The 24,577-nt window shown below is 45.4% G+C and carries 25 protein-coding genes; 6 read left to right on the plus strand and 19 right to left on the minus strand.

Annotated elements, in window-relative coordinates; genetic code table 11:
• Positions 1-448: 448 nt before the first annotated feature.
• From hpsP to hisH, 8 genes are all read right to left on the minus strand, one after another.
• Complete coding sequence (hpsP, locus tag Q5691_RS02340; RefSeq protein WP_333343845.1) at positions 449-1,663, minus strand: hormogonium polysaccharide biosynthesis glycosyltransferase HpsP; 1,215 nt, start codon at positions 1,661-1,663, stop codon at positions 449-451.
• 47 nt (positions 1,664-1,710) lie between these two features.
• On the minus strand, positions 1,711-1,890 hold the full coding sequence (locus Q5691_RS02345; protein ID WP_333343846.1) for a hypothetical protein: 180 nt from the start codon (positions 1,888-1,890) through the stop codon (positions 1,711-1,713).
• Positions 1,887-2,234, minus strand: coding sequence for a hypothetical protein (locus Q5691_RS02350; RefSeq protein WP_333056849.1), 348 nt, complete (start codon positions 2,232-2,234; stop codon positions 1,887-1,889). Before Q5691_RS02350 ends, Q5691_RS02345 begins: the two co-directional genes overlap by 4 nt.
• A 41-nt stretch (positions 2,235-2,275) precedes the next feature.
• Positions 2,276-3,445 (minus strand): hormogonium polysaccharide biosynthesis glycosyltransferase HpsO, encoded by a 1,170-nt coding sequence (gene hpsO, locus Q5691_RS02355; RefSeq protein ID WP_333274243.1) that lies wholly within the window; start codon positions 3,443-3,445, stop codon positions 2,276-2,278.
• A 175-nt stretch (positions 3,446-3,620) separates the two neighbouring features.
• Complete coding sequence (hpsN, locus tag Q5691_RS02360; protein ID WP_333056847.1) at positions 3,621-4,607, minus strand: hormogonium polysaccharide biosynthesis glycosyltransferase HpsN; 987 nt, start codon at positions 4,605-4,607, stop codon at positions 3,621-3,623.
• A gap of 196 nt (positions 4,608-4,803) precedes the next feature.
• The gene (glmM, locus tag Q5691_RS02365) at positions 4,804-6,264 is read right to left on the minus strand and encodes a phosphoglucosamine mutase (RefSeq protein WP_333056904.1); all 1,461 of its coding nucleotides are present in this window, start codon (positions 6,262-6,264) and stop codon (positions 4,804-4,806) included.
• A 526-nt stretch (positions 6,265-6,790) separates the two neighbouring features.
• Positions 6,791-7,333, minus strand: a complete 543-nt coding sequence (rsmD, locus tag Q5691_RS02370; protein WP_333233887.1) for a 16S rRNA (guanine(966)-N(2))-methyltransferase RsmD — start codon at positions 7,331-7,333, stop codon at positions 6,791-6,793.
• Positions 7,334-7,496: 163 nt separating this feature from the next.
• Positions 7,497-8,132 carry an imidazole glycerol phosphate synthase subunit HisH gene (hisH, locus tag Q5691_RS02375; RefSeq protein WP_333215344.1) on the minus strand — a complete coding sequence of 212 codons (636 nt, stop codon included), beginning with the start codon at positions 8,130-8,132 and terminating at the stop codon, positions 7,497-7,499.
• On the opposite strand from hisH, the gene Q5691_RS02380 reads away from it, so the two are divergent.
• Positions 8,122-8,685: a pyroglutamyl-peptidase I family protein gene (locus Q5691_RS02380; RefSeq protein ID WP_445304869.1), complete on the plus strand. Its 564-nt coding sequence runs from the start codon at positions 8,122-8,124 to the stop codon at positions 8,683-8,685. The genes hisH and Q5691_RS02380 overlap by 11 nt on opposite strands.
• A gap of 91 nt (positions 8,686-8,776) precedes the next feature.
• Here Q5691_RS02380 and Q5691_RS02385 read toward each other — a convergent pair whose 3' ends face one another.
• The 4 genes from Q5691_RS02385 to lgt form a co-directional block, all read right to left on the minus strand.
• Positions 8,777-9,259, minus strand: coding sequence for a flavin reductase family protein (locus Q5691_RS02385; RefSeq protein ID WP_333084418.1), 483 nt, complete (start codon positions 9,257-9,259; stop codon positions 8,777-8,779).
• Between the two features lie 152 nt (positions 9,260-9,411).
• On the minus strand, positions 9,412-10,353 hold the full coding sequence (locus Q5691_RS02390; protein ID WP_333343847.1) for a dienelactone hydrolase family protein: 942 nt from the start codon (positions 10,351-10,353) through the stop codon (positions 9,412-9,414).
• Between the two features lie 65 nt (positions 10,354-10,418).
• A complete protein-coding gene (gene cobM / locus Q5691_RS02395) occupies positions 10,419-11,198 on the minus strand; it encodes a precorrin-4 C(11)-methyltransferase (protein WP_333215348.1) in 780 nt (259 codons plus the stop codon).
• A 120-nt stretch (positions 11,199-11,318) separates the two neighbouring features.
• On the minus strand, positions 11,319-12,212 hold the full coding sequence (gene lgt, locus Q5691_RS02400) for a prolipoprotein diacylglyceryl transferase (RefSeq protein ID WP_333215350.1): 894 nt from the start codon (positions 12,210-12,212) through the stop codon (positions 11,319-11,321).
• A 300-nt stretch (positions 12,213-12,512) separates the two neighbouring features.
• Between lgt and rlmN the strand changes: the two genes are divergently transcribed.
• Positions 12,513-13,622: a 23S rRNA (adenine(2503)-C(2))-methyltransferase RlmN gene (gene rlmN / locus Q5691_RS02405; RefSeq protein WP_333215352.1), complete on the plus strand. Its 1,110-nt coding sequence runs from the start codon at positions 12,513-12,515 to the stop codon at positions 13,620-13,622.
• Between the two features lie 194 nt (positions 13,623-13,816).
• Here the strand turns inward: rlmN and Q5691_RS02410 are convergent, their stop codons facing one another.
• From Q5691_RS02410 to Q5691_RS02420, 3 genes are all read right to left on the minus strand, one after another.
• Entirely contained in the window at positions 13,817-14,926 is a 1,110-nt protein-coding gene (locus Q5691_RS02410) for a class I SAM-dependent methyltransferase (RefSeq protein WP_333309554.1), read from the minus strand.
• Positions 14,919-15,632, minus strand: a complete 714-nt coding sequence (gene purN, locus Q5691_RS02415) for a phosphoribosylglycinamide formyltransferase (RefSeq protein ID WP_333215356.1) — start codon at positions 15,630-15,632, stop codon at positions 14,919-14,921. The genes Q5691_RS02410 and purN overlap by 8 nt, the downstream gene beginning before the upstream one ends.
• A 260-nt stretch (positions 15,633-15,892) precedes the next feature.
• On the minus strand, positions 15,893-16,468 hold the full coding sequence (locus Q5691_RS02420) for a GNAT family protein (protein WP_333215358.1): 576 nt from the start codon (positions 16,466-16,468) through the stop codon (positions 15,893-15,895).
• 59 nt (positions 16,469-16,527) lie between these two features.
• Here Q5691_RS02420 and Q5691_RS02425 point away from each other — a divergent pair, with 59 nt between their 5' ends.
• The gene (locus Q5691_RS02425) at positions 16,528-17,418 is read left to right on the plus strand and encodes a sugar ABC transporter permease (RefSeq protein WP_333215359.1); all 891 of its coding nucleotides are present in this window, start codon (positions 16,528-16,530) and stop codon (positions 17,416-17,418) included.
• 132 nt (positions 17,419-17,550) lie between these two features.
• On the opposite strand, the gene Q5691_RS02430 is transcribed toward Q5691_RS02425, so the two are convergent.
• On the minus strand, positions 17,551-18,141 hold the full coding sequence (locus tag Q5691_RS02430) for a DJ-1/PfpI family protein (protein WP_333309545.1): 591 nt from the start codon (positions 18,139-18,141) through the stop codon (positions 17,551-17,553).
• 78 nt (positions 18,142-18,219) lie between these two features.
• Here Q5691_RS02430 and Q5691_RS02435 point away from each other — a divergent pair, with 78 nt between their 5' ends.
• Positions 18,220-18,585, plus strand: a complete 366-nt coding sequence (locus Q5691_RS02435; RefSeq protein WP_333215363.1) for a hypothetical protein — start codon at positions 18,220-18,222, stop codon at positions 18,583-18,585.
• Positions 18,586-18,934: 349 nt separating this feature from the next.
• Here the strand turns inward: Q5691_RS02435 and Q5691_RS02440 are convergent, their stop codons facing one another.
• Positions 18,935-19,081: a photosystem I protein PsaX gene (locus Q5691_RS02440; RefSeq protein ID WP_332954628.1), complete on the minus strand. Its 147-nt coding sequence runs from the start codon at positions 19,079-19,081 to the stop codon at positions 18,935-18,937.
• A gap of 126 nt (positions 19,082-19,207) precedes the next feature.
• Entirely contained in the window at positions 19,208-20,182 is a 975-nt protein-coding gene (locus tag Q5691_RS02445) for a lipoyl synthase (protein ID WP_333215365.1), read from the minus strand.
• A gap of 198 nt (positions 20,183-20,380) precedes the next feature.
• Between Q5691_RS02445 and Q5691_RS02450 the strand changes: the two genes are divergently transcribed.
• Together Q5691_RS02450 and Q5691_RS02455 are read left to right on the plus strand one after the other, a co-directional pair.
• Positions 20,381-20,932 (plus strand): response regulator, encoded by a 552-nt coding sequence (locus Q5691_RS02450; RefSeq protein WP_333215366.1) that lies wholly within the window; start codon positions 20,381-20,383, stop codon positions 20,930-20,932.
• A gap of 286 nt (positions 20,933-21,218) precedes the next feature.
• On the plus strand, positions 21,219-22,310 hold the full coding sequence (locus Q5691_RS02455) for a PfkB family carbohydrate kinase (protein ID WP_333215368.1): 1,092 nt from the start codon (positions 21,219-21,221) through the stop codon (positions 22,308-22,310).
• A 100-nt stretch (positions 22,311-22,410) separates the two neighbouring features.
• On the opposite strand, the gene Q5691_RS02460 is transcribed toward Q5691_RS02455, so the two are convergent.
• Positions 22,411-24,153 carry a CapA family protein gene (locus Q5691_RS02460; RefSeq protein ID WP_333215370.1) on the minus strand — a complete coding sequence of 581 codons (1,743 nt, stop codon included), beginning with the start codon at positions 24,151-24,153 and terminating at the stop codon, positions 22,411-22,413.
• Between the last annotated feature and the right edge of the window lie 424 nt (positions 24,154-24,577).

Consider the following 24,577-nt stretch of genomic DNA (forward strand, 5'->3'; position numbering starts at 1 on the left):
TTTAGTTACCTCAGTAGATATATTCTCTTTGTTTACTTATCTTAACATAGTTCGGTTTTTTTGCGCCGACCTACTTATTCGCTGTATGTTGGGAACAAAATCGCAAGCCGTATCAGATTTTAAACAAGCTGGAGAACTTTTCTCAAAGCAGGGAGACGGCAAGAATTACCAATTAGCACAAAGTTTTATTAATGATTGTCAAGAACCGATTGCAGAGGCTGCAATCTGCGATTATCGAAGGAACATAGATTCCTTCGGCAGACCCTGCGGTCGATCTGTTAATGTTCCGATTATAATTAGAAGAAAATCCGCGACTGCTACCTCAAACTCTGAGTCTACTGCTGTTAAAAGCAATAGCAGCGTTGAAAAAATCTCGCCTGCAAATTCTGATAGCAGCAGTACAAGAACTCGCAGCAAGAGAAGAAGTAAAAGGTAAGTGGCTGTTGCATTAGTTAAGAGATGACAAAATCTGCTGATAAGCATCGATGGTTTGCTGGGCGATCGCCTCCCAGTTATAATGCTTTTTGGCATACTCTTGGCCGTTCAATCCCCGCCGTTGGCGCTCCTGTGGATTCAGAAGTGCTAATTTGATTGAATTGGCGATCGCCCCTACTTCCAAAGGTTCTACCCAACCAGCTTCTGCTTGCTGTATGTCTTCCGCAATATGTATGCGATCGGAAATGGCGACAGGTACACCGGCGGCCATCGCTTCTGCTACAGCAATACCAAAGTTTTCGTAATAAGAAGGCAATACAAATAAGTCGGCTTTTGTCAACAGTTCAACTTTTAAATCACCGCTCACAAAGCCAGTTATTCTTGTGTATTTTGCTAAGCTTGAATTCTGAATTTGTACTTTAATTTGTGTTTCATAATCAGCATCTTGGGGATTTGAACCAGCTAAAATAAAGTGAAATTCTATGCCCGCTGCCAAAATACTTTCTAATGCTGGAATTAACAAATCAAGCCCTTTTTTAGGTTCAATTCGCGACATAAATAAGATGATTGGCACTTCTGATTCCCGCAATCTCTTAGGAAACAAACCTGCTGTCACCCCCAATGGAATCACCAAATCCCGTGGCACAGGCATCTTGCCTGTGCAGTCCAAATCCCGTGGCCCAGGCATCTTGCCTGTGCTACCCCAACCAAATCTTTCTGAGATTTTAGCCTCTTCTTTACTTGTGAAATGAATTGCGGCAGCGCCTGCTAAATTAGGGCCTTCTAAAAGCGTGGCATAAATCTGTTTCAAGCGCTTTTTTTTCTGCAAATCAGCGGGATCAAGCATACCGCAGGGACGCATAATATATGGCAACTTGTGATATCTAGCAATTGTGGCGGCAAAGGTAGTTACTGGTGAGAAAAGAGCGTGAATATGAGCCAGGTCAAATTGTCGCGCGTTTTCATTTAACCACTGCAATAACGAGAGTGAAAATTTATATCTGCGCCAGGGATAACAGCGGAAATAAATAATCTGATAACCGTTTTGTTGTATTGGTTGATTTAGAGGAACATCTAAAGGAAGTTGACCGATATCTCCGTTAGAATCTGTGGTGATAATGGTGACATCAATGTTTTTTGCTGCGAGGGCCGCAGAAAGTCCGAGTACCATTTGACTTGGCCCGCCGTATACCAAGGAAATTGAGGGGATAATTTGGAGAATCCGCATCAGGGATAGTTATTTAAATCCACATACCAACATCTCCCATTACAAATTTAATTATCTGCAAAAGGCTTCCCATCTAGCTGTTCAGCTTCCTCTCTCTTTGTTGCTGTAATTTGGGTATTGTGAGCCATTGCCTTGGAAAATTCATACATTTCACTGGCTTTGGCTTCCGCAGCTTTCACAATTTCCAGGATTTCCTGGAGTAGGCTTTCATCTGGTAATTGTTTCATGGCAATGCTTCTAATCTCTCCACTACTTTGTCAATCATAATTCTCGATTCGGGAGCCATCTTTAGCAAGGCTGCTAAATAATCTCCTGCTTTTTGAACATCTTCATCGGGCACACCAGCCATCAATACATTGCCCACAATGTGCTCTGCTTGTAAGCGAGTACCTGCTACGTTGAATTGAAAATTGGTGATGGAAGAAAAGTATTGCATCAGTATTTCATTCTGGGGAAAAAGAGACATGGCTCTTCTAAGTGCAAAAAGTCCCTGCGTTGCTTGGCGCTCGCTATCGTCTAATACCTGGTAGAGTTCGTTAATCAAAGAGCGTATGTCGGGAGGAATAGACATTTACTACAGTTTTTATTTAACACTTGCATTATAGCTAAAAGTTACAACAATTCTTTGTAGAATTCCAATAACTGCTCAGCTAAAGCTTGATTAGTATAATTGCTCATCGCTCTATGATAACCCCGATCGCCCAAATCGGCCGCCAAGTCCCGCCGCTCCATCAATTTCTGCAAACACTCTCGCAAAACCCCTGCATTTCCTTCTGGGAATAATAAGCCCGCATCGCCGATGACATGGGGAATTTCCCCGCAGTCGGAACCAATAACCGGAATGTGACAGGCCATCGCTTCAATTAAAACGTGACCGAATTGTTCTTTCCAGCCCACAGTGGTCAAAGTTTTGAATTTATAGCTGGTTTGCGAAGGCAATACCAAACAGTTCATTAAGTTAATGTAGGGGGGGATTTCTTCGTGGGAAACGCTTTCTACCCAAATTATTCTGTCGCTGATTCCCCATTCAATACATTTTTCGGCGAGGTGCGTCCGCAATTTTCCTTGTCCAACTAACAGCCACTTCCAAGAGCTTTTTTTCAACCCTGCCAAGGCTTCAGCTAAAGTCAACAATCCTTTTTCTTCGACAAATCGCCCTACAAATCCTACCACAAAATCGGTCGGTTTAATACCGAACCTGCGCGATAAATCAGCGTCTTTACCAGTGCGGCGAAACAAAGTTTCATCTACTCCGAGTTGTGGCATTACTTTTACCGCACCTTGATAGCCCCGCTGCCGCAAAATTTTAGCTCCATCTAGGTTGCCTGCAATAATTCCGTCGGTGTGCTGAAGATTGTAATTTTCTAAGACTGAAATCGGCCAATTCAATTGATAAGGCAAATTCCACCAAGTAAATAATATATTTTTGGCTTGCATTTTGAGCAGTTTGTTTAGTAGAATCAACTGAGCGCAAGCAATAGATTTTGAACCTTGTTCAACTTGAATTATCTGCGGTTTAATTTTCTGCAGAACTTCAATTAAATCTGTACCAAAAGTTAGCAAGCCTTGATTATTTTGACTAAAGTTGGAGACGGGGACTACTTTAAATGAGCCTTTTTGATAAAATTGCGTTTCTATAATTTTATTTTGTACGCCTCCCGGTTTCCAACGCTGCGGCACTACAACTGTTACTTCAATATCGGGTTCTAGGTTGGCTAATATCTTGAATTTTTCCCGATTAATGTCCACAATATAGGTGTGACTAGCCACGAGAATTCTCATTTATTGGGAAAGGCGAATGGAGAATAGGTAATTATTTCTACCAATTTTATATGAGGCTGCATAGAATCTGATCCCCCCTAACCCCCCTTAATAAGGGGGGGACAAGAGCTTGGTCAAAGTCAACCCCTACTCCCCTTATTAAGGGGGATTTAGGGGGCTCGAAATAGATGCAACTTCACATTAAATTGGTATTCTCGTTAATCTTGTCTTGATGGCTATAACTTTGTCCATCATTCCACAGAGATTGAATTAGTGTATTTATAGCACTGAGAAAACCCAGGATATAAAAAGCAAATCTAGTTATAATTTTAAGGGGCGAGGTGCTTTTATAACAAGGTGGATTTCCCAAAACGTGGCAGTCAAAGAGTTTGGCAAAAAATCGCAGGCATTGAAAGGCTGTTAAATTTTTCAATCCCATGAGGAAATGGTTGTGATAAAATGTGACTTGATACTCGATCGATCGCGTGCTGACATCGTGACAGCCCCCGATCTCTTCCCCCAAGTGAACTAAACAGGCATTGGGATCGTACCAAATTTTCATGCCAGTCGATCGCAATCTCAAACAAAAATCCGACTCCTCCCGCACCGCACTCCCTGCAAACCGCTCATCAAACCTCAGCCCCCATTCGGCAAAAACCTGCCGGCGAAATGACATATTACAGCCTCTAGCCGAGAGCACCTGCTGCGGTTTGACTGTATGCACCAAATCGATAAAATACCAGGCAATGCCCGCATCCATCGCTTCTGAGGGCAAATATTCGATCGCCAAATCGCCTCCAGAATTATCCAGTTTCATTCTGTCAAAAACCCTGCCCGCCACACATCCCACATCGGGTTTTTCTAAATAATTGTCAGCGTGAGCAGCCAAAAAACCATCTGGCAATTGTACATCATCATCAATAAATAAAATAATCTCTCCAACTGCGCGTCGCACTGCATAATTTCGAGCACCAGGCAAACTCGCCCAATCTACCCGAAACCAGCGAATTTTGCCAGCATTTGACAATTCCTCTAAATAAACTTGAGTTTCCAATTCGTGGGTGCGAGTTTGATCGATTACTAGCACTTCAAAATTTGGGTAATTTTGCCCAATCGCATCAGCCAATGTCTCTCGCAGAGGTTGCTCGCGGTTGTAGGTAGGTATAACAACAGAAATCATCATCAATCATCATCACACAATTGAGTGAAAATAAAGTTAAGGGTAGGCATCCTGCCTACCCCACTCGTTATTTTTGGAGAAGTTGATTAAAAATCGAAATTAATAGTTAGAAATTTTGATTTCTGAATTTTGAATTCAAAGATTTCAACTCAAAACTCAACACTCAAAATTCACAACTTTTAGCAAGTCCCCCTTTCCATCAGATAGCGATGTGTTGCTGAACGGCTAAAACTAAATTTTCAGTCCAGAAATTAGCCAATTCGGCGCTGGCAGCTTCCACCATAACTCGGATTAGCGGTTCAGTGCCAGAAGCGCGAACCAAAACCCGTCCCTGTTCGCCCATTGCTGTTGTAGCACGATCGATCGCCTTTTGCATTGCCTCGCACTCGTGCCATTTCAGGCGTTTTTCGCGATCGTCCACCCGAATATTTCGCAACAACTGCGGATAAGTTTGGAAACTGCCACTTACCAATTGTGCCAAAGATTCCCCGGACTGGCGCACCAGCGAAGCCAAATGCAAAGCCGTCAGCAAACCGTCGCCGCTGATACCGTAATGCGGACAAAGAATGTGTCCCGACTGTTCGCCGCCCAACATCGCACCAGTGCGCTGCATTTCAGCGTGAACGTACTGATCTCCGACGTTGGTTCTAGTTAGTTTGCCCCCCAATTCTTCCCAAGCTCGCTCGAAGCCGAGGTTAGCCATTACAGTAGAAATAATTAAATTGGATGGTAACTGTTGGGAGTCGCGCAACTGCCGGCCCCACAGATAAAGAATGTAATCGCCGTCAATCGTTCGACCTTTGTTGTCAACACCCAAAACTCGATCGGCATCGCCGTCAAAAGCAAAGCCCAAATCGGCATTGTGTTCCAAAACCGCCGCTTGCAAACTGTCGAGATGAGTAGAACCGCAGTTAACATTAATGCGAGATCCATCAGGAGAGTCGTGCAAACAGATCACATCCGCCCCCATTTGCGCGAACACCGCCGGCGCCAAACCCGCAGCGGCCCCCCAAGCCAAATCCAAAACTATCCGCATTCCCTCCAAATTCATCTGTTGCAGCGAATCACAGAGCGAAGTGGCATAATCTTTAACCAACTCAGACCGATGGTAGTGGTGTCCCCAACCCAAGCTAGAAATTGGAACCTTTGCCCCTCGGATTCCCGCTTCGATTTGTTCCTGCAACTGCTGCGACAGCTTCGATCCGTTTGAGCCGAAAAATTTAATGCCGTTGTCTTCTGGGGGATTGTGAGAAGCCGAAATCATCACTCCGCCGACCGACTCCGAAACGCTTGCCAGATAAGCAACGCAGGGAGTGGGACACAATCCCAAATTCCACACTTCCAAACCGGCGGCCGTCAAACCCGCTGACAGTGCCATTGCCAGCATATCGCTGGAATTCCTGCTGTCTTGTCCCAAAATCACAGGGCCCTGGTTGGGGGAATTTTGGCGTAGAACTTGTCCAGCCCAGAAGCCCACTTGCAGGGCTAGGGGTGCATTCAGCAATTCTCCAACTTTCCCGCGAATGCCGTCTGTGCCGAAGAGTTTGGTATTGGGCAGGGGGAGGCTATCTCCCAGCAGAATCGTATCGCGTTTGACTGGCTGTACCGAGTTAGCAGCCGGAAACTCGCTGCCACGAGGGCGCGAAGGTGTCTGAACCATATTCACTCCTTTAGGAATATTCACACTCACACTTTGGGTTCATGTTACAACTGAAAGTCTTTATTTTCAGCCTAAACTTCATTTATTTCGTCAATTGCTGAGGCAACTTGCTCTGACAACCTACGCACAAAGCTTAACTTCATCGGAAAAATTTGTATTGTATCCAAGGGAAAAACTTTTAGTCCTGGGGGCGCCCACGCCCGGAAACCCGGTTTCTTTCTGCCTCCAGGCGTGACCGCGAATTTCTCGATCTTATATCTTGCACCATTCTCAATAAGCTTTTATGAACAGGCTTTCCGGCCTGTTCCACAAGAAAATCGACTCTTTGTGCAACAGGCCGGAAAGCCTGTTCTTGAGAATGGTGCAAGATGTGAGTTGATGATACCCGCCACGTGATTTATCCGTGGAATCAATCCAAAATCTCAACTCGAAAATCCTCAACAAAGAGCATTTGTCTCGCGCAAGTCAATCTAAAATCTAAAATCTAAAATCTAAAATCGATTGACGCTGCTGCTGTTTGAGCCTGTCAGCCACTGCGGGTATAGAAGGTTAATGCTGTATTGCCGTATACTTTGTGGCGGCAAATTTCTAGGCCGGAAATCGCTTGTGTCGATCGCTCCGGGCTGTGTTCGATCGCGATTTCGCCGAGGAGTGCTAGCATTTCTTGGCTGGCGATCGCGTTTAACACCGGTTCGTACAAGTCGCTGGCGTAGGGCGGATCGAAGTAAATGCGATCGAACTGCTGCCCCGCTAGTGCCGCCAACTTCGCCGTCGCGTTTCCCCGCAATATTTGGAAGGTTTGGGATGAGTCTGCTACTTGCTCCCAGTTTTGGCGGATAATCGCACAAGCTTTCGCCGACTGTTCGATGCCAGTGACACTCGCGGCTTGCCGACACAAAGCTTCTGCACCCATCGAACCACTGCCGGTACAAATGTCAAGCCATCTGCAATCTGCGATCGTCCCTTGCCAAATATTAAATAAAGCTTCTCTGACTCGCGAAGGTGTAGGGCGAGTTGCGAGTCCCGGCAGGGTTTTTATTTGGCGATTGCCAGAGATTCTCAGACTCATACAATTTTAGATTTTAGATTTTAGATTTTAGATTTTAGATTGGGGATGACTGAATAAATATAAATTTGGTGCATACTTACAGTTGCATTCTTTATTGAAACTGCTATCATTTAAAACTATAAACACCCGGTTTATACCACAAACCGGGTTTTGCACAAATCGCCTAAACGGCAACTTTTGCCCTCACCTGACTGACAAAATTTGACAGCATTTGCAATCCCGTACTCGAAGACTTTTCCGGGTGAAATTGCACGGCCATCAGATTGTCTTTAGCTATAGCCGCCGTCACATTTTGACTGCCGTGAGTCACAATTGCCGATCGCACTTCCCCATCAACTGGATCGACATAATAAGAATGCACGAAATACACCCAAGGATCAGACGGTAAATTTCCCCACAGCGACAAATCCGGCTGAGTAAATTGCAATTGATTCCATCCCATGTGGGGAATGGTCAAACCCGGTTCCGAGCGAAATCGGCGCACTTTTCCCGCAATAACGCCCAATCCCGGTTCTACGCCTTCTTCGGAACTTTCAAACAGAATTTGCAAACCCAAACAAATGCCTAAAAAAGGTTTTCCCGATGCGATCGCCCTTTTTATCGGTTCTATCAAATTGCGCGATCGTAAATTCTGCATTGCCGGGTCAAACGAACCCACTCCCGGCAAAACCACCGCATCAGCCTGCTCGATCATAGCAGGAGAATCTGTAATTTTTGGCACTGCACCCACATTTTCCAAGCCTTTACAGACCGAGTGCAGATTGCCCATGTCATAGTCCACTACTGCAATGACAGACATTGACTTACTTGCCTTATATTATCAATATCAGTATTATTGCACAAATATGACGGCGAAAATCCTGCTCACCTCATTTGATACTTGGCTTCCCCATCAGAAATCTAATTCTTCGGACGACTTATTAGCTAAGATTTCCCAAATCAAATCTTTGCCTGATTCCCTGACTTTTTTGAGGAAACTGCCAGTAGATTTTCAGCTAGCACCTAATTTAGCGATCGCCCAAATCAACCAACTACAACCCGATACTATTATCTGCTGCGGTATGGCCGAAAGCAGGCAAAAGTTAACTATAGAATCTTGCGCTTGCTGCGATCGCGACATTCGGCAAACATCAGTTAATCTCGAACCGCTAGTCGCTGATTTAGCTGCAACAGAAATCAGTCACGAAGCCGGAAAATTTGTTTGCGAAGCCCTGTATTATGCAGTTTTAAAACACCTTGCAGATTCTCAACTTAGCACCAAATGTATTTTCGTACACGTACCAATTTTGACAGAAGAAAATGCCGACAAAATTGTCGCCGATTTTTTATTAATTTTAACTCGCCTCCCTTAACAACTAACAACTAACAACTGACAACTGCCAACTAACAACTAACAACTGACAACTGACAACTGACAACTGCCAGTTGCCAACTGCCAAGTCTTTAGCCTCCGTAATTCCAACCGGTGCTTTCTAGCAGCAACGGATTTCCTTCTCGGTGGACGCCGGCTGCCAAAACTTCTCCCACATAAACTGTGTGGTCTCCGTGTTCCACAGAACCGACAACTTTGCACTCGATGTAACCCAGAGAATCCGAGATAATCGGACAACCAGTTTCCGCGCCCGGATAAAATTCTACATCTTCAAATTTATTGCCAACGCGGCGCTGCTGCTTGAAGAATTTCTGGGCTAACTCTTTTTGCCCTGCTTCTAGGAAACTCAAAGCAAAGACACCGCTGGCTTTGATCATGCCGTGGGATTTGGAGTCTTGCTTAACGCAGTTGACAACTAAGGGAGGGGTAAAGGAAGATTGCATCACCCAGCTAGCGGTGAAACCGTTGACTTCCTCCCCGTCTTTGACACCGCAGATGTACAATCCGTGAGGGATTTTCCGCAAGATGGTCTTTTTAGCTTGTTCGTCTAGCACGGGCTTACCTGTTCGATCGATAATTCTACACCGCTCAGTTTACCAATGTCGGGTCCACAAACCCACCTGTCTTAAGGGCTATTCGCTAATATTCCCTTTTTAGATCCCAAACTTGACACCAGTTTTCAGTGAAAATTAACAACTCACAACTATTATGAAACTCCATACTTTGTAAACCAATCTTGCATCCGTTTCCAAGCATCCTTAGCTTCTTTTTCCCGGTAACTGGGGCGATAGTCGGCGTTAAAAGCGTGCGGCGCATCTGGATAAAGCACAATTTCCGAACCACTGCTGCCAGTTTTGAGAACTTCCTGCATTTTCTCAACTGTATCGTTGGGAATTGACTGGTCTTTGCCCCCGTAAAGCCCCAATACAGGCACTTTCAAAGTTGCTGCAATGTCGATCGGCTGTTTGGGAGTTAAAGCCGTAGAATCGCCAACCAAACGCCCGTACCAAGCCACTCCAGCTTTGACTTTCGGGTTATGGGAAGAGTACAGCCAAACAATTCTGCCACCCCAGCAAAATCCTGTAATTCCCAACTTATTAATATTGCCTTTTCCTGATTTTTGTGCCCACTCTACGGTTGCATCTAAATCAGACATAACTTGAGCGTCGGGAACTTTCGAGACAACTTTACTAATAATTTCTTGAACCTCGGTGAGTTTAGAAACATCACCTTGACGGGCAAACATTTCTGGGGCGATCGCTAAATAACCTAATTTAGCAAAACGGCGGCAAATATCTTGAATGTGGGCGTGAACTCCGAAAATTTCTTGAATTACTAAAATTACTGGAAAATTGCTGCCGCTGGCTGGCATTGCTCTGTAGGCTGGAATTGAGCCGTCTTTGACGGGAATTTTTACCTCACCTGCAACTAAACCAGCAGCATCGGTATTGATAACGGCACCTGCAATAGGATGAACTGCTAACGCAAATCCGGCGCTTAATGCGGTGACAGTAATAAATTGTCTGCGAGTTAAATCTTTCATCGGTAATGGGGAATGGGGAATGGGGAATGGGGAATGGGGAATGGGGAATGGGGCATTGGGCATTGGGCATTGGGCATTGGTAATTGGTAATTGGTAATTGGGCATTGGTAATTGGAACTAACCAATGACTAATGACTAATGACTAATGACTAATGACTACTGACTAATGACTACTGACGGAAAAGCCGATCGTGCTCTGGATGGTACAAGCGCGATCGCCCTGCTGCTGATTTTCCCAATGCCGGACTAATCACATACATTGTCGTTCTGATCAAATTATTTTCACGGGTAGCAACGGCCATTTTGTCAAGGGAAACCAGGACAATTTTTTCATCGGGCCAGCCCAACCGATAACAAATCGCTACAGGCAAATCCGATGGGTAATGTTCCATCAATTTAGCTTGAGCTTTTTCCACATGGCGGGCACTCAAGTACAGGCACAAACTCGCTTGATGAGCCGCTAAACTCGCCAATTCTTCGCGATCTGGTACTTCGGTTCTACCGCTAATTCTGGTCAAAATAATTGTCTGTACAATTCCCGGAACTGTCAACTCAATTTTAAGTTTAGCCGCCGCAAGTTGGAAAGCGCTAATTCCCGGAATTACCTCAAAAGCAATTCCCTCGGAGGCCAAAGCTTGCATTTGTTCACCCACAGCCCCGTATAAACAGGGATCGCCAGAATGCAGGCGGACGACGCTTTTTCCCTCGCGCACTCGTTGCACCATCAAAGGTACAATCTCTTCGAGGGTTTTATCGGCAGTTTGGATCACTTCAGCATCCGCGCGTACCCCCTGCAAAATTTGCTCTGGAACTAGCGAGTCAGCAAATAATATGACATCGGCTGCAGCCAGTAATTTTTGAGCCTTAACAGTCAACAAATCCGGGTCTCCTGGGCCTCCACCTACAATGTATACCCCTGGAATTAGGGATTCAATCTCTGTCAAACTCATTGCTGCTAAAAAATTTGCTAAATTTACGGACTCTTCCGGATGTACCTATTTTGGTTGGAAGTAATAGATGGTAGATGCACCCTGGTTTTGAACCCTAGAGACTAACCTCTCTGGGGTTTTTTATTGATCCTCTGGCAATTTCGGAGTGATATTTGCCCGATCGCTATTGGGGGAGACAACATCGGGTAAAGGTCGATCAAGCAAATAAAGCCAAGCTAACCCGCCCAACCCTAACACAATCCCAGTCAAGCTTACCATCTGTGCCGTCCGCAGCGGCCCGAACATCAAACTATCAGTTCGCAACCCTTCAATCCAGACTCTACCGGAACTGTAAGCTGCGATATAAACCAAAAATAAAGCACCAGTTTTTAAGCGAATTTTGCCCTGCAAATCGCGGAAAAATAAAGTTAGAAGCAACCCAAATACTGTCAAATTCCACAGGGATTCGTAGAGAAATGTGGGGTGGAAGTATTCAAAATTAGCATAGGCGGGCGGGCGGCTGTTTGGCGGAATATAGAGTTTCCAAGGCAAATCCGTAGGACTGCCAAAAGCTTCGGAGTTAAAAAAATTTCCCCAGCGTCCGATCGCCTGACCGAGAATTGCCGAAGGCGCGATTAAATCTGCCAATTGCCAAAAAGAAACTCGCTGGATTTTCGCAAAAATTAAAGCTGCGATCGTTCCACCCAAAATCGCCCCGTGAATTGCAATTCCGCCTTTCCAAATTGCAATAATATCTTCAGGCCTCTGGGCGTATTGCTGCCACTCAAAAGCCACGTAATAAATTCGAGCGCAGGGAATAGCGCCCAGAACCAGCCAAATTGCCAAATCACCCAATAATTCGGGATTTACGCGGCGTTTTTGGGCCAAGTATTGGGACAGACTGACCCCAATCAAGACGGCAGAAGCTATCAACAGCCCGTACCAGCGAATGGCTACGGGGCCAAGTTGAAAGATAATTGGGCCGGGCGATGTAAATTGAAACGCTAAGGGCAGAGCAAGAATATTTAGCACCATAAAAGTTGCATTAATTGTGATGGAAAACTGTTAAATTTGCACACCCTTTAACAAACTCCAGAGTTTATTTTAGGTGGCTGCGGTCATTTACACGCAATATTTGGGGAATTTTGCCAAAAAAGAAGGAAGAAGGAAGAAGGAATACCGTATGGGGAAAAGGCCATTAAGAACGTCCGAACCGTCGGGCGCGGTTGCTTGCTATACCTTGTGGCTTCTGCATAAGTGGCTTGAGGAGGATTAACGGCAGTTTTGGTCGAGAAGTTTTAATATGGAGGATGGCTTTAAATTTTCTGATGACCTATGTCTCCTACTTCCGTTTCTCAGGTGTACTCTTCTGGTAATTCCAGGGGTGCGAATCAGTCTCGCAAGACTGCTGCTTTGGCTGTTGAGTCGGGTAAAATTCCGCCCTTGCTGGGGGCGAGTTTAGCTGAGTTAACGGAGTGGGTGCAGCAGCAGGGACAACCGGCTTATCGGGGAAAGCAGTTGTACCAGTGGATTTATGAGAAAGGTGCGCGATCGATCTCTGACATTTCTGTATTCTCGAAACAGTGGCGCGAGACTGTTGCTAAAATTCCGATCGGGCGATCGACAATTCACTATCGATCGGTCGCACCAGACGCCACCGTAAAGTATCTCTTAAAATTGGCAGACGGTCAAATCATTGAAACAGTCGGCATTCCCACCGATAAACGGCTGACTGTGTGCGTCTCAGCCCAAGTTGGCTGCGCGATGGGCTGCGACTTTTGCGCTACCGGAAAAGGCGGTTTCAAGCGCAATTTAGAAGTAAACGAAATCGTCGATCAAGTCTTGACAGTACAGCAAGATTTCGGCCGCAGAGTCAGCCACATCGTATTTATGGGAATGGGCGAACCCCTGCTGAATTTCGATAACGTTGTAGCTGCTGTCAAGTGTTTGAATCAAGACGTAGGAATTGGACAGCGAAACATCACTATTTCCACAGTCGGGATTCGCAATCGCATCAGCCAACTAGCTGAACATCAACTGCAAGTTACCCTCGCCGTCAGCCTCCACGCTTCCAATCAAAGATTGCGCGAAGAGTTAATTCCTAGCGCCCGCCCTTATCCTTTGGGTGAGTTAATCGCAGAATGTCGGGAATATGTGCGATCGACTGGGCGCAGATTAAGTTTTGAATACGTACTTTTAGCAGGTGTGAATGACTTGCCAGAACACGCAGCCGAGTTGGCTAGTCAGTTGCGCGGCTTTCAGTGTCACGTCAATTTGATTCCTTATAATCCGATTCAGGAAGCTGAATATAAGCGACCGACTCCCAATCGAATTAACAGTTTCGTTGCGACTTTGAAGGAAAAGAAAATTGCAGTTAGCGTGCGCTATTCTCGCGGATTAGAAGCAGATGCAGCCTGCGGACAATTGCGGGCATCCGAGATTTAGGATTGGATTTTTAACCGCTAAAAATTGTCCTACGGTGCGTCAGAGTGCGTTATTTTATCGATGATTATAGCAATCCTAAATGAGTTGTAAATGTTTTACCCCACCCCAACCCTCCCCTTACTAAGGGGAGGGAGTAAGAAATTCACCAATGATTTAGGATTGGCTATATCTTCTGACACACTCTACTAATTTAGCTACAAGCGTTTAACAAGTATCCACCGCAACTCTAACGGCGGTGTTTGTTGCACAGAAAATAAATCGCGCCCGCTAGCCCAACTGACAAACCAAGGTGTCGGCGGCCACGCAGAGTCAGGCAAATGTTTCTGTTCGTATTCAATTACCGATTCATCAGAAATAATTTCTAACGGCAAACCCTCGATTGCTGCTTGCAATTCTTGCCTGGTAATCAGATAAGACCAACACAATTCAGACATTTGTTTTGCCATCTCATCGGGTTCGTACCCCTCTACAGCTAAGAAAGCACTGAATAATATAAACCCGCTGCTTAAAACAGCATCGGACATTTTGCCGAGGAAAAGACGAATTTGTTCGGGATAGCGGAAGTGAGAGAGAACTTCGGTAGCAATGGCTAATTTGTACCGATAAGTTTTCATCCTCAATAATGGGTCTAAAACGTCGCCTTGGGTGACATTTATCGGCAAGTTTTCGGCGGTTGCTGCTGCTGATAGCTTCTCGGCAAATATCGGTGTTAGTTCGATCGCATCCACGGAATGACCTAACCTTGCTAAAGGCAAACTATTGCGCCCCGGGCCCGCACCAACATCTAAAATAGGTGTTTTTCCCGGTTCGCCTAATTCGGCAGCAATGGCGATGACTTTGGCATCGGGATTGCTGCCGAATAAAGGTTCGGGGCGAATATCCGGCCAGCTATGATATTTTTGGGCCATTGATTCGATTTGAATCTGGGTATTCAGAGTAATGCCGCCAGCTAAACCGCTTTGGGAATTGGCGGGAAAGTATGAGACTATTAGATTAGCGTGGGGGGAATTTTTGAATCCTTCTGCTAAGGCGTTGGCGATTAATGTTCGCAAGTTTTCGGCTTGGGCAGCGTCTATGTTTTGTCCGAGAATGTTTAAGAAGTCAGAGAGTAATTTAAGATAGTCGTCTAGCATCGATGGCAAGCAAGGCAGATAGAATTCTCCCTTGATGCCGATGTTCTTTTTGAGCCTTTCTTTGAGAATTAATTTCAGGGGATTGGAGTCAGTCAGCGGCGGGCCTGTTTCGGGTGATTCGCTGACGGGCAATTGGGCAATAGATGCGGCACTGGTGAGGTTTTTAGTCACAATCTTTTTGATTAGATTCGGCAATAAGTGCGATCGCACCGAGCATAATCTTGTGCTCTTGCACCTGAATTCGAGCGTGCAGTGTTTCTGCTGTATCATCAGGCAATACCGGCACCGCAGCCTGCATTAAAATCGGCCCGCTGTCTACTTCTAAACGGGCGATATGCACCGTACATCCAGTGATTTTAACCTTGGCGGCTAGTGCTTGCTCGACGGCGCGAATTCCTGGAAAACTCGGCAGTAAGCTGGGGTGAATGTTTATAACGCGATCGGGAAAAGCATCAAACAAAACTTTGGTAACAATTCGCATCCAACCCGCCATCACGACCCATTCTACATCATAATCTTGGAAAGTTTTGACAATTTTTGTATCTAATTCTTCGCGACTTTTGCAGTCGCGGTGATTGAGAAGAATCGAGGGAATGCCGTATTTTTCGGCTCTGGCTGCTGCTTTGGCTTCGGGATTGTTGTAAATTAATACTGGGATTTGAGCGTTGAGTTGTTGGTTTTGGATGGCTTGGGCAATTACCTCGAAATTGCTGCCGCTTCCTGATGCCAAAACTCCTACTTTTAATGGAGTGTGAGCGGGAGCGATTCTCTTCGTTGGCGTAGCCCCCGTAGGGGCGGGCTTCGCTAACGCACTTTTGCCAATCTCAGGAGAAATGAGGCAGGCATTGGAATTAACAGATACTGGATTAGCGGTCATTCGATTTTAGATTTTAGATTTTAGATTTTGGAGGCGACCCCACGGATTAATTCGGGGCTTGAGGATTTTAGATTTTAGATTTTGGATTGATTCCACGGATAAATCACGTGGCGGGTACTATCAAGAAATTCGCTTGTCATCAAGATAAAAACTATTCACTCGTATTCTACTATAGAGGTAAATGGTGCTTGGTCGCACTCTACATGGAAATATTGGCTAAGTCCTAAGTATATTTGGTTATGTGACTTACTGATTCAACCCTATTCTACAATATTACCAAAAAACTCTTCCCTGAGAATCGAATAAAGTTTTAGATCCCAATATCTGCCTTTTACAAATAGCTGCTGTCGCAATATCCCTTCCAATTGCATCCCCACTTTTTCCATCACCCTAGCTGAAGCAATATTGTTAACTTCACATCGAGCCACAATTCGATTCAGCAACATCTCCCGAAAACCGAAGTCAATCACTGCATTGACAGCCTCGCTCATGTATCCTTCGCCCCAATATCTTCTAGAAAGTGCGTAGCCAATTTCCGCCCGGCTGTGCGTCATGCTCCATTCCACAAATCCGCAAGTGCCGATAAATTTTTTCTCGGCTTTGTGGACGATTCCCCAATCTACAAGCTCTCGTCTTTTGTACATTTTAGTAATGGATTTTAGAAAGTATTTAGTATCTTCGATAGATGTGTGAGTTGACCACATTGTGTATTCTGATACTTCCGGGTTGCAAGCATACTCAAACATATCGCTAGCATCGTTTAAAGTAATTTTTCTGAGCAGCAGCCTTTCAGTTTCTATAGTGGGTAAATGAGCTAATATATCGAGAAGATTCATTTTGACATTGACCTATATTGTGATACCATTTAAAACTAAAAGCTAAAATTTACAAGCCAATGGTTCGGATTAAATTTGGGCGTTTTAACTGGTTGGATAATGATACGATCGCAGCTTGGACTTTCTTGGCCCCAGCTTTGCTGTTTTTGGGTACTTTTTTGATTTGGCCGATCGCCTATTTATTTTACCTCAGCTTTACCAGCGGCAGCTTTACCCAGTCGGGAGTGCGTTGGATTGGCTTCAACAACTACTGGCGTCTAGTCACAAACCCGGATTTCTGGCAAATTCTCCAAAACACGCTCTATTTTACTACTGCAACAGTCATTCCCAGTTTAGTGATTCCATTGGGTTTGGCAGTTTTGCTAAATCGCTCGTTTGCTTGGCGAGGAGCTCTCCGCACCGCTTATTTTATTCCTTCGATTACCTCTCTAGTTGCAGTTGGCTTGGGTTGGCGGTGGTTGTTTCAAACCGAAGGCCCGGTGAATAATGCCCTAAGTGCGATCGGCTTAAATCCAATTCCTTGGCTGAGTAGCACAGTTTGGGCAATGCCAGTGATCATTCTGCTCAGTGTTTGGAAACAATTAGGCTTTAATATGGTAGTATTTTTAGCAGGATTACAAGCAATTCCGGTAAATCGTTACGAAGCCGCAGAATTGGATGGAGCTAATGCTTGGCAGCAATTTTTGTACATCACTTTACCCGGTTTGCGGCCGACTTTAGTATTTGCTACCGTCACTACTGCTATTTTTACCCTGCGGAGTTTCGAGCAAGTTTACGTCATCACCGGCGGCGGCCCTTTGAACTCTACTAATTTGCTAGTTTATTATATTTACGAGCAAGCTTTTTCGCAATTTGATTTTGGCTATGCAGCCGCTGCAGCAACTTTCCTGATGGCTATAGCTTTGATATTAGTCTATTTACAACTAAAAGTTTGGGGCGAAGATGCTTGATATCACGTCCGGTAGCATCCTTCGTGTATGGGCGGGGCGCGTTTACGAGATTGTTTGTTTTAGGCAATTATTATTGGTAAAACTCGCCCATACACGCAAATTATACAATTAACCATGTCCAATGCCCAATTACTAATTCCCAATTTTATACTCCATGTGCTCTGCTGTTTGTTCAGCTTGTCCTGTACCCAAAAGTTTCCCGACAACGTGCAAAGACATATCAATTCCCGCAGCAATTCCCCCAGAAGTGATGATTTTGCCGTTATCTACAAATCGCTGATTTTCGATAATAGTTGTGTTAGGAGCTAATTCTCTCAATAACTCCAATGCCTGATGGTGGGTAGTTGCTGCCAAACCTTCCAACAAGCCAGCTTTTGCTAAAAGCAGCGAACCCGTACAGACAGAAAGCACTAATTCTGCTGTTGGCGCACAATCTTTTATCCAATTAACAACTGCTGAATTATTGATTAACTTTCTCGTACCTTGCCCTCCCGGTACAATTAAAATATCCGGTGGCGGACAATCGAAAATGGTGCAGTCGGGATTTATGCTCAAACCGTTGCGGGCGTTGACAGCACCGGGATGTTGGGCTACGGTAGAGACGGCAAAAGGTTGATCGCCTTTACTTAATTCTGATGTCACCGAAAACACTTCAAAAGGGCCTGCAAAGTCCAGTACCTCGACATCATCGAACATTAAAATAGCTACATTCCTACTTGCCATAAGACATACTTCTGATAGAGACCAAAAATATCGGCGATTTGTTATCGTAGAACTGGTATTATTTAAATTATTAAAGCTATGCCGAAAAAAAATCGCCATCGCGCCCTAAAAATCAGTTTTTTGTGTCTTGCTTGTGCCTTAGCAATTGCTGTAGCACCAATTTTTACACCAGCTCAATCCACAAGTCAATTAGAATTTCGCATTACTCAATTAGAACGTCAAATTTCTGAACTCCGAGGACAAATCTACAGTTTGCAGAATCAAAGTTCTAGAGTTAACCGGCCTCAGTCTTCTTCCCCTTCAGGTTCTGGTCGCACAAATCCTAGAACGCTGTCGGGAGACCCGATGTTTGACAATTTAGCAACCTTGGCAATTGAAACTAAGCAAGATGTTATTAAAATTCAAGAACGCTTGTCAAAGCTAGAAGCGTCGAGAAATCGCTAGAGAAGGAAGAAGGAAGGCACGACACGGATTTGGACACGGATACACGGATTAATTATTGAGCAAAAGTCGGGATTCAGAAGTCACGAGTCAGAAGGAAGAGGGAATAGGGAAGAGGAAAGGTACGACACGGATACACGGATTAATTATTGAGCAAAAGTCGGGATTCAGGAGTCACGAGTCAGAAGGAAGAGGGAATAGGGAATAGGGAAAAAGTTAGTAGTCAGAAGCAAGAGGGATGAAGTCATATTCTCCCCAACTCAAAACTCAAAACTTTCTCCCTCTCCCCCTCTCCCATTCTCTGACGTTGAGGTCGAGAACAGCAGGGTCTGCTAAAAATTAAGTTGCAGAACTATTCAATGATATGGAAATAATAGGCTGCAACCAAAAAATTGATTGCTAACAGCAAGAGAAACCAGCCTGCGCGAAATGTGTAAGGGAATTTGCCCGTTTTCATCACGGAGTCGGATTTTAATTGGTTCTTCGCTATCTCTGCCATAGGTAAAGCTCCTAATTCATAATGTCACTGTATTTACAAATAGCAGAGAGCGTCGCACTTATGCACAATCCTCTAGAGTTATTTTTTGTAACAAGGAGTTTATACCGAGTGGAATTCAAATTAATTTCAATCGCTCTCTCCGGCGTGGTAGGAACTGCGGACGAGAGGCCCCGATCGCACGTGCTCAAACCCCATCTCCCGCGCGATCGACCCGAAACGGTCAAATTCGGCTGGCGTCCAGTATTTACGCACTGGGAGGTGCTCTAGAGATGGTCTCATGTATTGACCGAGGGTGAGCCGATCGCACTTGGCGTCCCGCAAATCAATCATCGCTTCGACTATCTCGGCTTCGGTTTCCCCGTGCCCCAACATCAAACCGGATTTGGTGGGAATAGTTGGGTCATATTGCTTAACAATACGCAGAACGTCGATCGAGCGATCGTACTTCGCCCCCCTCCGCACCGGCCCTTGCAACCGACGCACCGTCTCAATATTGTGGTTGTAACAAGCCGGCTTAGCCTCCACCACCGTGCGAATTCGCTGTCGCTGCAACTCATCGAGGCCGGAATTCTCCCCATCGGGGGCGGGCACGGGGGCACCGCCCCTACCCGTTCCCCCCCAAAAATCCGGCGTCAGTACCTCAATTTCAGTATCCGGGTTAAGAAGACGGATTTGGGCGATCGTCCTGGCAAACCAACCCGCACCCCCATCCGGCAAATCATCCCTCGCCACCGAAGTCAGCACCGCATAGCGCAAACCCAACAACTGCACAGCTTCGGCCACCTTTTGCGGTTCCTCCGGGTCGAGGGGCATCGGAGAATGACCTTTATCTACTTGACAAAAAGCACAAGCGCGGGTGCAAGTCGGCCCCATCAACAAAAAAGTCGCCGTTTTTTGCGCGTAGCACTCGCCCCGGTTGGGACATCTCCCCTCCTCACAAATCGTGTGAATTTGCCGCTGTTTGATAATTTTTTGCACTTGGGAAAGTTCGCTAGCTTTGCCAACGGGCCTACGCAACCACTCCGGCATCGCCTCGATTTCACCCCGCATTTGGGTGGCAATTGCTTTGACTGTAGGAGTTTGAGGAATTTGGGGCGACATATAATTAAGTGGCGAGCAAGTTAATTCCTTCGATCGTATCCGAAATCAAAGCCCCTGAACTTGTAGGAGTATCACCCGAAATCAGAATCGCACCAAGGTGCAACAAAACTAAACTCGCCCAGAATTATGGGTAGAATTCTGTTAGGGATATACTGAAGGTTGCAAATCATCACTCATTCATTACTGAAGGAGTCAGTCGTGGCTGGTCAAAAAATCTTGGTAATCGATGACAGTAAAGTCATCCGCCTCCGAGTCCGAGAGATGTTGCCTCAGGGTAACTTTGAAATTCTAGAAGCAAAAGACGGCGAAGAGGGACTCAAACTGATCCGTCAAGCCCGGCCAAATCTAATTATGTTAGATTTCCTACTGCCCAAAGTCAGCGGTTGGGAAGTGTATCAAAAAGTGCAAGCCCATCCTGAGCTTTCTAAGATACCTTTGGTGATCATGTCGGGCCGCGAAGAAGAGGTGATGGAAAAAATTCCGAAACCCTTTGAGAAGCATTTTTTTGCATTCATCGCCAAACCGTTTGAGAAAAAGCAGCTAACCGAGGCGATCAAATCGGCGATGGTACTGGCCAAAAAGAAACCAGTGCCGGAAGCCCCAGTCGCCGCCGCTGCACCCACTTCTGGAGGGGGCGCCGCCGAAATTCAGGCGATGACTGCCAAAATGGCGAAAATGCAAGCGGAAATTGATGCACTCAAAAAACAAATGACTCAGGTGATTACGATCATCAAGCAGAAATTGAAATAATTCTGCTGTTTTTTGAAGGCACTTATGTAGAAGGAAACTTCCACACCGTGAAACTTTCAGTTGAGTCTCAAAGGCTGCGATTTTATCCGCATTTTTTTGCCAAATTGTTTGAGCGAGTGCGATCGCCAATAGCCTGCAACTGGTTTATCAAAATCCCAGTGAGAAAATCAATTAAAAGTTAAAAATAAAACAAGGGAGGAAATTAATTATTAATTAATATTAGGATTTTTAATTCCCGCTCGTTCCACACTCAATTATCAACTCCTCAGTCTCATTTTTTTGGTTAATGACTAACGACTATTCCGATTTTTTGCCTCAACTGCGTGCCTCAACAGAGCAATTATTGAAAAGATTAGACTGCTTCGATCAAGCGCAGGTATTAGCGATCGGAGATTTGACCTTGGACGAGTTTCTTACCGGACAAGTAGAGCGAATTTCCCGCGAAGCACCTGTGTTGATTTTGCGCTACGAAAATACTCAGCAAGTACCCGGAGGTGGCGCAAATGCTGTCTATAATTTAGCCAAACTGGGAGGCAAAGTAAAAGTTGCTGGTTTGGTGGGAAAAGACGACCAGGGAAAGGCTTTGTGCGGTATTTTTGAGGCAGCGGGAATTGATACGGGTGGGATTTTAATCGATTCGCAGCGTCCAACTGTCACCAAAACTCGAATCTCCGGGCACGCGCGGCAGTCGGTGACTCAGCAAATTGTTCGAGTCGATCGCAAATCGGACGAGTTGCCGGATTTAGATTTGCAGTTGCAACTGGCAGACTACATCCGGCAGCAAATACCGACAGTAGATGCAGTGGTTTGTTCCGACTACGGCGACGGAGTTTGGACGAATTTGGCGATCGAATCTGCAGTGGTTCCCGGCAAAACAATTGTAGACGCTCAAATAAATTTGCAGCGATATTCTGGAGCAATGCTGTTTACTCCGAACTTGCCAGAAGCCGAGCAAGCCGTCGGATATGCTATCAAAAACCCTCAAACTTTAATGCAAGCAGGACGCGATTTATTGAACTTAACTCAAGCTCAAAAAATCCTGATTACTCGCGGCGAAGAAGGGATGACTTTGTTTGAAAGGGCGAACGGCGAAGAAATCAAAAATTCACCCCCTCCAACATCCATTTGTGAAAAGGGGGAATTTGCCATTCAAAGTTGGGACATTCCCCCTTTTAACAAGACTGATGTATTCGACGTAACTGGTGCTGGAGATACAGTTGTAGCAGCAATGACTTTAGCTTTGTGCGTCGGTGCATCGGGTTGGGAAGCGGCAGTTTTGGGCAATTTGGCGGCTAGTATTGTCGTGCGTCAATTCGGTACGGCAACGACGACTGCAGACGAAATGAAAGAAGCTTTGAAAGAAATGAGCAGTCAGTAGGCAGTAAGTAGGGGCGATGCCTGTGAGTGCCCGCTACCAACTGACTACTGACTAATGACTAATGACTAATGACTAATGACTACTGACTAACGACTAACGACTACTTACTTTTTTTCAAAATTTGCCCCTTGTCATCAATTGTCAAACCGCTATTGGGAAAATCGCTCTTTGTCAAACGGTTAATCAACCCCACAGTTCTAAATTTGTTATCAACAGCCGGAACACCTCGCCCGTCAAGTTGGACGGGGATAATCTTACCAGAAACAAAATCCCCTTGCGGAGTCATTTTCACATCTAAAATTAGAGATTGACCGAGTGCTCCTGCTGTAGACAAAGTGCGATAACCCAAAAAATTTCCCAGAGAGTAAGCAATCAATTTACCTTTATAAAGTTCCATTGCTCGCGGAACGTGCGGGCCATGGCCCAAAATCAAATCGGCTCCCGCATCAATCATCGTCCGCGAAAACAAAACCATATTTCCCCGGTTTTCTCCGTAAAAGAACTCAGTTTTATTTCTCACATTGATAGCTCCCGTTCCTTCAGCTCCAGCATGAACTGATATCACTACAATATCAGCCTTTTCCTTGGCTTTTTTGACAACTTCTGCTCCCGCTTTCAGTTCCAGCAAAGAATTGTGAACTTCGCCGTAGTTACTGAAACCGATAAATGCAAAATTCACGCCCTTGACATTTTGATACACAATTTGATCTCTTTTACCAACAGCCTTCATGCCGTTGCTGTCGATGTTTTTAATCGTGTCCTTAAATCCTTGCTCGTTAAAATCGTAAGAGTGATTGTTGGCAACATTTAAAATATCAAAACCAACATCTTTGAAAATTTTGGCATAACTCGGAGGCGTCCGAAAGGCAAACAGCATTCGTCCGCCGCCTGCTTTGGAACTGTAAGGATGATCGGTCATCGTGCTTTCAAAATTGCCAAACAGAATATCAGCTCCTTTGAGGTACGGTTTTACCGACTCTAATAACATCTCTTTTTTTGCCGGCAGTTTGTTGTAGGGATAATTTGTGCCGGGGATCATGTCGCCAACTGCTTTGATGCTGACAGTGGCGGGCACAATGGCAGGTTTTTTGGCAGCCGGAGATGGCGATTTTGGAGCGGGCAGGGGTTTGGCTGCGGGTGTCGAGCTCACTTCTTGTACCGCAGGCTTTGACGTTAGAGGGTTATTAGTAGCGGTGGTTGAGGATTTGTAAAGTTGAGAAGCCAGAACCAAGCCGGATATCGGCACGAGAATGAGACTCAGAGCAGCGAGTGACAGCCCAGATTTTTTAGTTTTAGTGCGGGCTAATGCTGGCTGCGGCGATGGCTTTTGCTGCCTTTGGTTTGGGGGTTTTGGAGTTGGGATTTGAGGGGGTTGGGGCGGAGATTTTTCTGGTGTTTGAGGGGGCGCCGTTGTGACGTTTTGAGTTTTTTCTAGCTTGGGCAAAGTCACAGGAATGGGAGAAGCGGCTACACTAGCTGCTACTGCTGCACTCGCAGCTACTGCTGCATTCACCGCAACTAATGGACTCACGGGTACGGAAGTCAAGCGTTTTTTTAATTCTACTGTCTGAGTCCAAGCGGGCAATTGCTCGCCGTCGCGCCGCCCGTAAACTGTCACTGAGTAAAGGTTATTTGGTTGCAGCCGCTGCAACCCTTTGACTGCGACTCGGAGACAGGCTTCTTCTGCGGGTAAATGTTCTGCTTCCAGCAGCAGATGCAGGGTGTCATTTTCCCGGCTGGCTTTAGCCGTGACGCCGAAGCTTTGGAGTGCTTGGCTGATCAGAAATGCGATCGCCCTGGCATCGCCTTCTTTTGCTAAATTTAAAATATCTTGTTGGCTCACAAACGCCTCTACTCTCACACTAAAAATTTAGCTCGATCTTATATCAAATTTGGCGGCACAGGATGAAATACCGATTGATTTAACTTAAGTAAGTGGGTACAAATAAACAAAACGTTGGCAGAGGACGCCTGCGTGAAAGGGTCTACTCGCTCTCACTATAGCTCCTAACTAAATCCGACCCTACTTTTACAAGATAGTATGATTTTTGGCGCTGGCTAGCTGAATACAATATTTCCTAACGGTTATCTTAGTCGATCGCCCAAACACTTCTATCCGGGATAATTGCCCCCTGCAAATTAACATCGGTCAAATCAGCGCTCTCTTTCTTACAGCATTTTTGGTAAATAAAACTGGTTTGTGAGCGTCGAGAGTGTGTCCTGGAATGTACGGAAAATATGCAGTTTAGCAGCGAAGAATTAACGAA

The sequence above is a fragment of the Microcoleus sp. w1-18aA5 genome, from assembly GCF_036701705.1.
GTDB lineage: Bacteria > Cyanobacteriota > Cyanobacteriia > Cyanobacteriales > Microcoleaceae > Microcoleus.

Excerpts from the sequence above, each read along its gene's own strand:
- hpsP (WP_333343845.1), bottom strand. The coding sequence starts at position 1,663 with ATGCGGATTCTCCAAATTATCCCCTCAATTTCCTTGGTATACGGCGGG.
- Q5691_RS02345 (WP_333343846.1), bottom strand. The coding sequence starts at position 1,890 with ATGAAACAATTACCAGATGAAAGCCTACTCCAGGAAATCCTGGAAATT.
- Q5691_RS02350 (WP_333056849.1), bottom strand. The coding sequence starts at position 2,234 with ATGTCTATTCCTCCCGACATACGCTCTTTGATTAACGAACTCTACCAG.
- hpsO (WP_333274243.1), bottom strand. The coding sequence starts at position 3,445 with ATGAGAATTCTCGTGGCTAGTCACACCTATATTGTGGACATTAATCGG.
- hpsN (WP_333056847.1), bottom strand. The coding sequence starts at position 4,607 with ATGATGATTTCTGTTGTTATACCTACCTACAACCGCGAGCAACCTCTG.
- glmM (WP_333056904.1), bottom strand. The coding sequence starts at position 6,264 with ATGGTTCAGACACCTTCGCGCCCTCGTGGCAGCGAGTTTCCGGCTGCT.
- rsmD (WP_333233887.1), bottom strand. The coding sequence starts at position 7,333 with ATGAGTCTGAGAATCTCTGGCAATCGCCAAATAAAAACCCTGCCGGGA.
- Q5691_RS02380 (WP_445304869.1), top strand. The coding sequence starts at position 8,122 with ATGACAGACATTGACTTACTTGCCTTATATTATCAATATCAGTATTAT.
- hisH (WP_333215344.1), bottom strand. The coding sequence starts at position 8,132 with ATGTCTGTCATTGCAGTAGTGGACTATGACATGGGCAATCTGCACTCG.
- Q5691_RS02390 (WP_333343847.1), bottom strand. The coding sequence starts at position 10,353 with ATGCCCAATTACCAATTACCAATTACCAATGCCCAATGCCCAATGCCC.
- cobM (WP_333215348.1), bottom strand. The coding sequence starts at position 11,198 with ATGAGTTTGACAGAGATTGAATCCCTAATTCCAGGGGTATACATTGTA.
- lgt (WP_333215350.1), bottom strand. The coding sequence starts at position 12,212 with ATGGTGCTAAATATTCTTGCTCTGCCCTTAGCGTTTCAATTTACATCG.
- rlmN (WP_333215352.1), top strand. The coding sequence starts at position 12,513 with ATGTCTCCTACTTCCGTTTCTCAGGTGTACTCTTCTGGTAATTCCAGG.
- purN (WP_333215356.1), bottom strand. The coding sequence starts at position 15,632 with ATGACCGCTAATCCAGTATCTGTTAATTCCAATGCCTGCCTCATTTCT.
- Q5691_RS02420 (WP_333215358.1), bottom strand. The coding sequence starts at position 16,468 with ATGAATCTTCTCGATATATTAGCTCATTTACCCACTATAGAAACTGAA.
- Q5691_RS02425 (WP_333215359.1), top strand. The coding sequence starts at position 16,528 with ATGGTTCGGATTAAATTTGGGCGTTTTAACTGGTTGGATAATGATACG.
- Q5691_RS02430 (WP_333309545.1), bottom strand. The coding sequence starts at position 18,141 with ATGGCAAGTAGGAATGTAGCTATTTTAATGTTCGATGATGTCGAGGTA.
- Q5691_RS02435 (WP_333215363.1), top strand. The coding sequence starts at position 18,220 with ATGCCGAAAAAAAATCGCCATCGCGCCCTAAAAATCAGTTTTTTGTGT.
- Q5691_RS02440 (WP_332954628.1), bottom strand. The coding sequence starts at position 19,081 with ATGGCAGAGATAGCGAAGAACCAATTAAAATCCGACTCCGTGATGAAA.
- Q5691_RS02445 (WP_333215365.1), bottom strand. The coding sequence starts at position 20,182 with ATGTCGCCCCAAATTCCTCAAACTCCTACAGTCAAAGCAATTGCCACC.
- Q5691_RS02455 (WP_333215368.1), top strand. The coding sequence starts at position 21,219 with ATGACTAACGACTATTCCGATTTTTTGCCTCAACTGCGTGCCTCAACA.